The organism is Streptomyces sp. NPDC058653, from assembly GCF_042716895.1.
GTDB lineage: Bacteria > Actinomycetota > Actinomycetes > Streptomycetales > Streptomycetaceae > Streptomyces.
The window spans coordinates 1-6778 of the sequence record NZ_JBHXRM010000029.1; the positions used below are offsets into that span (position 1 = coordinate 1).

Here is a 6778-nt window from a genome sequence, read left to right on the forward strand (position 1 = left end):
AGGGGGGACCCTGTGGGAGAGTAGGACGCCGCCGAACAATTTTTGTGGGGATGCCCCGCACCTTCAGGTGCGGGGCATTTTCGCGTTCACGACCCATTCGGAAACGAACAGGCCGCACGCCGACCCCAAACCCCACGGCGTCCGCCGGCCATCGGTCCGGGTAGGGTCAGGGTGCATCATCGGTACATCCCCGCACAGGAGGCCCCCGGGTGGAGGTTCAGGAGACCCGCGTCCAGACGGATCGGGTGTTCACCATCCCCAACATCCTGAGCATGGCTCGCCTCCTGGGCGTGCCGCTCTTCCTGTGGCTCATCCTCCGTCCGGAGTTCGGCGGGCCGAACAGCGACGGCTGGGCATTGCTGGTCCTGGCGCTCAGCGGGGTGACCGACTATCTCGACGGCATGCTCGCGCGCCGCTGGAACCAGATCAGCGGGCTCGGTCGGCTGCTGGACCCGGCGGCCGACCGGCTGTACATCCTCTCCACTCTTGTCGGTCTGACCTGGCGCGAGATCCTGCCCCTGTGGCTCACCGTGGCGCTGCTGGCCCGTGAGCTGATGCTGCTGGTGATGGTGGGAATCCTCCGCAGGCACGGCTATCCGCCTCCCCAGGTGAACTTCTTGGGAAAGGCAGCTACCTTCAACTTGATGTATGCCTTCCCGTTGCTGCTACTCAGCGACGGGAGCGGATGGCTCGCATCACTTGCCGAAGTTCTCGGATGGGCGTTCGCTGGATGGGGTACAACCCTCTATTGGTGGGCAGGGATCCTCTACGTGGTCCAGGTCCGCCAGCTCGTCAGAGCGGACAGAGTGGCCGATTGAGCTCGTCGATGTGGTGCCGTGCAGAGTCGCCGGCCCGCACCTGATGCCTGCCATACGGCCTGTCCAGATGGGTGACGTCGGCGAGACCGTCTCTTCAAGGAGGACGCTTCCGACATGAAGGCCGTCGTGATGGCTGGCGGCGAAGGCACGCGCCTTCGTCCCATGACCTCGAGCATGCCCAAGCCGTTGTTGCCGGTGGTGAACCGGCCAATCATGGAGCATGTGCTGCGATTGCTCAAGCGGCACGGACTCAGTGAAACCGTTGTCACCGTTCAGTTCCTCGCCTCTCTCGTGAAGAACTATTTCGGTGATGGCGAAGAGCTTGGAATGGAACTTACCTATGCCAATGAGGAGAAGCCGCTCGGCACTGCGGGGAGTGTGAAGAACGCCGAAGAGGCGCTCAAGGACGATGCTTTTCTCGTCATTTCCGGTGACGCTCTCACCGACTTCGACCTGACGGACCTCATCGCCTTCCACAAGGAGAAGGGCGCGCTGGTGACGGTGTGCCTGACCCGGGTGCCGAACCCGCTGGAGTTCGGCATCACGATCGTGGACGAAGAGGGCAAGGTGGAGCGCTTCCTGGAGAAGCCCACCTGGGGCCAGGTGTTCTCGGACACCGTCAACACGGGCATCTACGTCATGGAGCCCGAGGTGTTCGACTACGTCGAGGCAGACACCTCGGTCGACTGGTCGGGCGAGGTCTTCCCTCAGCTCATGAAGGAGGGCAAGCCCGTCTACGGCTATATCGCCGAGGGTTACTGGGAGGACGTCGGTACGCACGAGAGTTATGTGAAGGCCCAGGCGGATGTCCTGGAGGGCAAGGTCGACGTCGATCTCGACGGTTTCGAGATCTCGCCCGGTGTGTGGGTCGCCGAAGGAGCGGAGGTGCATCCCGACGCCGTTCTCCGCGGTCCGCTCTACATCGGTGACTACGCCAAGGTCGAGGCCGACGCCGAAATCCGAGAGCACACCGTCATCGGGTCGAACGTCGTCGTCAAGACCGGGGCCTTTCTCCATCGGGCCGTCGTGCACGACAACGTCTACATCGGTCAGCACAGCAATCTCCGCGGCTGTGTGATCGGCAAGAACACCGACATCATGCGCGCCTCCCGTATCGAGGACGGCGCCGTCATCGGTGACGAGTGTCTTGTCGGCGAGGAATCGATCATCCAGGGCAATGTCCGGGTGTATCCGTTCAAGACCATCGAGGCCGGCGCGTTCGTCAACACGTCCGTGATCTGGGAGTCCAGGGGCCAGGCGCATCTGTTCGGCGCGCGCGGGGTCTCCGGAATCCTCAACGTCGAGATCACGCCCGAGCTGGCCGTACGGCTGGCGGGGGCGTACGCCACGACGCTCAAGAAGGGCTCCACGGTCACCACCGCGCGTGACCACTCACGTGGCGCGCGCGCGCTCAAACGGGCCGTCATCTCCGCGCTGCAGGCCAGTGCCATCGACGTACGGGACCTGGAGAACGTCCCCCTGCCGGTCGCCCGGCAGCAGACAGGGCGGGGCAGCGCCGGCGGCATCATGATCCGTACGACGCCGGGTGTGCCCGACTCCGTCGACATCATGTTCTTCGACGAGCGGGGCGCCGACCTCTCCCAGGCCGGGCAGCGCAAGCTGGACCGGGTCTATGCGAGGCAGGAGTACCGCAGGGCCTTCCCGGGTGAGATCGGGGACCTGCACTTCCCCGCGAGCGTCTTCGACTCGTACACCGGCTCACTGCTCCGGAACGTCGATACGACGGGGATCGCGGAGGCCGGGCTCAAGGTTGTCGTCGACGCGTCCAACGGCAGCGCCGGGCTCGTTCTGCCCAGTCTTCTCGGGCGGCTCGGAGTGGACGCGCTGACCATCAATCCCGGCCTCGACGAGGCGCGGCCCACCGAGACCGTCGAGTCGCGCAGGTCCGGGCTGGTCAGGCTGGGCGAGATCGTCGCCTCGGCACGGGCGTCGTTCGGGGTGCGGTTCGACCCCGTCGGTGAGCGGCTGTCGCTGGTCGACGAGCGCGGACGGATCATCGAGGACGACCGCGCGCTGCTGGTCCTGCTCGACCTGGTCGCTGCGGAGCGGCGCAGCGGGCGGGTCGCCCTTCCTGTCACGACGACCAGGATCGCGGAGCAGGTCGCCGCGTACCACGGGACGCAGGTGGAGTGGACGACCACCTCGCCCGACGACCTCACCAGGGTCGGCCGGGAGGACTCCACGATCTTCGGCGGCGACGGGCGTGGTGCGTTCATCGTTCCCGAGTTCAGCAGCCTCCTGGACGGTACGGCGGCCTTCGTCAGGCTTCTGGGCCTGGTCGCCCGTACCCAGCTCACGCTCAGCCAGATCGACGCCCGTATCCCGCGCGCCCATGTGCTCCGCAGGGATCTGGCGACGCCCTGGGCCGTCAAGGGTCTGGTCATGCGCCGGGTCGTGGAGGCGGCCGGTGATCGGGACGTCGACACGACCGACGGCATCCGGGTCGTGGAGGCCGACGGACGGTGGGTGATGGTGCTTCCGGCGCCCGCCGAGGCCGTCACCCATCTGTGGGCCGAGGGGCCGGACGACGCGTCCGCCCAGGCACTGCTCGACGAGTGGTCCGCGGTCGTGGACAGCGCAGGTCAGTGACCTGCTGACGGTGTGCCGGAGGCGGCGGGGCGCCGCCCTCCGGCACACCGGTGGGGCCATTCGGCGGTAGCGACCGCGCCGTGCGACGATGTGCGGCATGCCGCAGCACCCCCCCGTTCGGAGTACACCCTCACTACCCCCGCGTCCTGACGCGTCCATGTCGCTGCTGAACAATGTGATGGACCACAGCCTGGACGACGGTTACGCGGAGGCGGCGGCTCGCAGGGACGCGGAGGACGGGGGAATGCCCCGTACGCTCCGGGCGAAGCTCGGGCTGGCGGCGGGGCTCGTACTGGCCGCGCTGGTCGTCACCGTGGGGGCCGCCGAGGCGCGGATCGACGCTCCGGTCGTCGCCAAGGAGCGCGAGGAGCTCATCGAGCGGATCGACGCCGAGACGTCCTCCGCGGACAGTCTCGAACGGGCCGTGGACAAGCTCCGTGACGAGGTGGGCGTCCAGCAGCGCGAGGCGCTGCGTGACCACGGCGGTGAACAGGGCGAGCTGGTGGCCCTGCTGTCGGGCTCCACGGAGGTCGAGGGGCCGGGTGTGAAGCTCGTCGTCGACGATGCCAAGTCCGCGAGCGAGACCGCCGACGGGCCCCGGGAGAGCAGTAACTTCTCGGACACGGGGCGGGTCAGGGACCGGGACATGCAGCAGATCGTCAACGGGCTCTGGGAGTCCGGGGCGGAGGCGGTGTCCATCAACGGCCAGCGTCTGACGGCCCTTTCGGCGATCAGGGCCGCCGGTGAGGCCATACTGGTCGACAACAAGCCGCTGGTGCCGCCGTACACGGTGCTGGCCGTGGGGGACGGGAAGAACCTGAGTACAGCGTTCCAGGACAGTGCCGACGGCCAGTACCTGCACTCGTTGCAGGAGAACTTCGGTGTCCGCACCAGCATTTCCGCTCAGGAGACGGTGCGCCTTCCTGCCGCGCCGAGCCTGATCGTACGTACAGCAGAGCCGAAGGCCGCCGACCCGGGGAAGGGTGACGGAGGGGCCACGGCAGAAACAGGGAAGGGCACATCGTGATCGCGGTACTTGGCCTCGTCGTGGGAGTCGTGGTCGGACTGTTGGTTCGACCCGAGGTGCCGGCGGTGGTCGAGCCCTATCTGCCGATCGCCGTCGTCGCCGCTCTCGACGCGGTCTTCGGGGGGCTGCGGGCCATGCTCGACGGGATCTTCGTCGACAAGGTGTTCGTGGTGTCGTTCCTGTCGAACGTGGTGGTGGCCGCGCTCATCGTCTTCCTCGGCGACAAGCTCGGGGTGGGCGCTCAGCTGTCGACCGGTGTCGTCGTCGTCTTCGGTATCCGGATCTTCTCCAACGCTGCCGCGATCCGCCGGCACGTGTTCCGGGCGTGAGGCCGATGAACAGCGACGAGAACCCGCAGAACCCGCAGAACCCGCAGACCCCGCGGAATCCGCAGGACTCGCAGAATCCGCGTACCTCACCGTCACCGTCACCGTCACCGGGACCGCCCGAGCCGCGCCCGATGACGGGCCGTCAGCGGCTGGCGGCCGGCCTCTGGCCCCCGAGGGTCACGCGGGCCCAACTCATCGTCGCTGTACTGCTGTTCGTCCTGGGGCTGGGGCTGGCGATTCAGGTCCGGTCGACCAACGACGACAGCGCTCTGCGCGGCGCGCGCCAGGAGGACCTCGTACGGATCCTGGACGAGCTCGACGGCCGCACCGAGCGGCTGGAGGACGAGAAGCAGCGGCTGGACGACCAGCAGACGGAGCTGGAGACCAGTTCGGACCAGGCCGAGGAGGCGCGCAAGCAGACGCGGGAGAAGGAGCAGCAGCTCGGCATCCTGGCCGGTACGGTCGCCGCCCGGGGCCCCGGAATCACGCTGACGGTCCGGGACGAGGGCGGCAACGTCGACTCGGACATGCTGCTCGACGCGCTTCAGGAGCTTCGGGCGGCCGGCGCCGAGGCGATCCAGGTGAACGGGGTCCGGGTTGTCGCCGCGACATATTTCTCCGGTAGCGACGGTGACATCGAGGTGGACGGGAAGCAGATCGGCGCACCGTACCGTTTCGAGGTGATCGGCAAGCCGCAGGATCTGGAGCCCGCGCTCAACATCCCCGGAGGTGTGGTGCAGACATTGGAAAGAGAGCAGGCCACGGCCACAGTGGAGCCGTCGGAGGAGATCGTCGTGGACGCCTTGCGACCGGCTCGGCGGCCTGACTACGCTCGGTCGTCGTCGTAGTGGGGCGGGGGCGCATGCGGACCCGGGGACCAGGGCAGAAGGTTCCGGGGGGTCGGCGCACATTCCGCATGGTGCGTGGTGGAAACTGTCTGATGGTTACGGACGTTGTGAAGATGTCCGAGTCGGCAGGTGTGTTCATTCAGGGTTCGTCCTGCCCCACGGGCGGGTCTGTTCAGGTCAAGGGGAATCGCCCGTGAAGTTGTTTGGGAAGTTGTTCGGCAGGAGCGCACGCGAGGAGGGTGGCAACGCCCGCCATCGCGCACCGCGTCATGGCCAGGAGGAGGAGCAGGGCGGCGAGCGTCCGCTCTTCCGCGATGAGGTCGGCGGCCCCGGAGGGGACAATTCGGGCGGGCATGGCGCGTCGCCTGTTGACCCCGCGAGTTCTGGCGGCATAGGTTTCGGTGGACCATCAACCTCAAGTACGGGTGGAGGGTTCCCCCCCGCTCAGGAGGGTCCGTCCATGTCGGCCTTGCCGGTTTGTACGAGGTGCGGGCACCGCAACACCCAGGACAGTCGGTTCTGCTCCAACTGTGGTGCGCCGCTGAGGGCCGGGGCCCCGGCCGAGCGTCCCTCGGAGACGACCTCCACCATCTCCATCTCAGGTCTTGAGGCGTACGAGGCGGAGGCCACCGGCCAGTCGGCCGCTCCCTCGCTCTCGCCCGAGGCCCAGGCCGCGGTCGACGCCCTGCCCATCGGCTCCGCCCTGCTGGTCGTCCGTCGCGGCCCGAACTCGGGCAGCCGGTTCCTGCTGGACGGCGATCTGACGACGGCCGGAAGGCACCCGCAGAGCGACATCTTCCTCGACGACGTCACCGTGTCCCGGCGGCACGTCGAGTTCCGCAGGAGTCCGGAAGGCCACTTCACGGTCTCCGACGTCGGCAGTCTCAACGGCACGTACGTCAACCGGGAGCGGATCGACTCCGTCGCGGTGTCGAACGGGGACGAGGTCCAGATCGGCAAGTACCGGCTGGTCTTCTACGCGAGCCAGCGGGGCGTGTGACCCCTCAGGGAAGGTCCATGCTGCGACCACCGACGGGGGGGGGCGGCCCCCGCACCCCCCCCCCCGGGGTAACACCCGGCACTTATAAACAAAATAAGCGGCCGACGAAAAAAATTTTGTAGAAATAGGGGGTGGGGCGGGGAATA

At 67.4% G+C, this 6778-nt stretch carries 6 protein-coding genes; all 6 read left to right on the plus strand.

The window, feature by feature from the left end:
* The first annotated feature begins 209 nt into the window (after positions 1–209).
* The 6 genes from ACFWU9_RS23500 (at position 210) to ACFWU9_RS23525 (ending at position 6632) form a co-directional block, all read left to right on the plus strand.
* Positions 210–818: a CDP-alcohol phosphatidyltransferase family protein gene (locus tag ACFWU9_RS23500; protein ID WP_384321461.1), complete on the plus strand. Its 609-nt coding sequence runs from the start codon at positions 210–212 to the stop codon at positions 816–818.
* Positions 819–932: 114 nt separating this feature from the next.
* The gene (locus tag ACFWU9_RS23505; RefSeq protein WP_384321463.1) at positions 933–3428 is read left to right on the plus strand and encodes a sugar phosphate nucleotidyltransferase; all 2496 of its coding nucleotides are present in this window, start codon (positions 933–935) and stop codon (positions 3426–3428) included.
* A 97-nt stretch (positions 3429–3525) separates the two neighbouring features.
* Entirely contained in the window at positions 3526–4455 is a 930-nt protein-coding gene (locus tag ACFWU9_RS23510; protein ID WP_384321465.1) for a DUF881 domain-containing protein, read from the plus strand.
* A complete protein-coding gene (locus ACFWU9_RS23515) occupies positions 4452–4784 on the plus strand; it encodes a small basic family protein (RefSeq protein WP_023543062.1) in 333 nt (110 codons plus the stop codon). Before ACFWU9_RS23510 ends, ACFWU9_RS23515 begins: the two co-directional genes overlap by 4 nt.
* A gap of 5 nt (positions 4785–4789) precedes the next feature.
* Positions 4790–5632 carry a DUF881 domain-containing protein gene (locus ACFWU9_RS23520; RefSeq protein WP_384321467.1) on the plus strand — a complete coding sequence of 281 codons (843 nt, stop codon included), beginning with the start codon at positions 4790–4792 and terminating at the stop codon, positions 5630–5632.
* An 85-nt stretch (positions 5633–5717) separates the two neighbouring features.
* Positions 5718–6632 (plus strand): FHA domain-containing protein, encoded by a 915-nt coding sequence (locus ACFWU9_RS23525; protein WP_384321644.1) that lies wholly within the window; start codon positions 5718–5720, stop codon positions 6630–6632.
* Positions 6633–6778 lie beyond the last annotated feature (146 nt).

Excerpts from the sequence above, each read along its gene's own strand:
- ACFWU9_RS23505 (WP_384321463.1), top strand. The coding sequence starts at position 933 with ATGAAGGCCGTCGTGATGGCTGGCGGCGAAGGCACGCGCCTTCGTCCC.
- ACFWU9_RS23510 (WP_384321465.1), top strand. The coding sequence starts at position 3,526 with ATGCCGCAGCACCCCCCCGTTCGGAGTACACCCTCACTACCCCCGCGT.
- ACFWU9_RS23520 (WP_384321467.1), top strand. The coding sequence starts at position 4,790 with ATGAACAGCGACGAGAACCCGCAGAACCCGCAGAACCCGCAGACCCCG.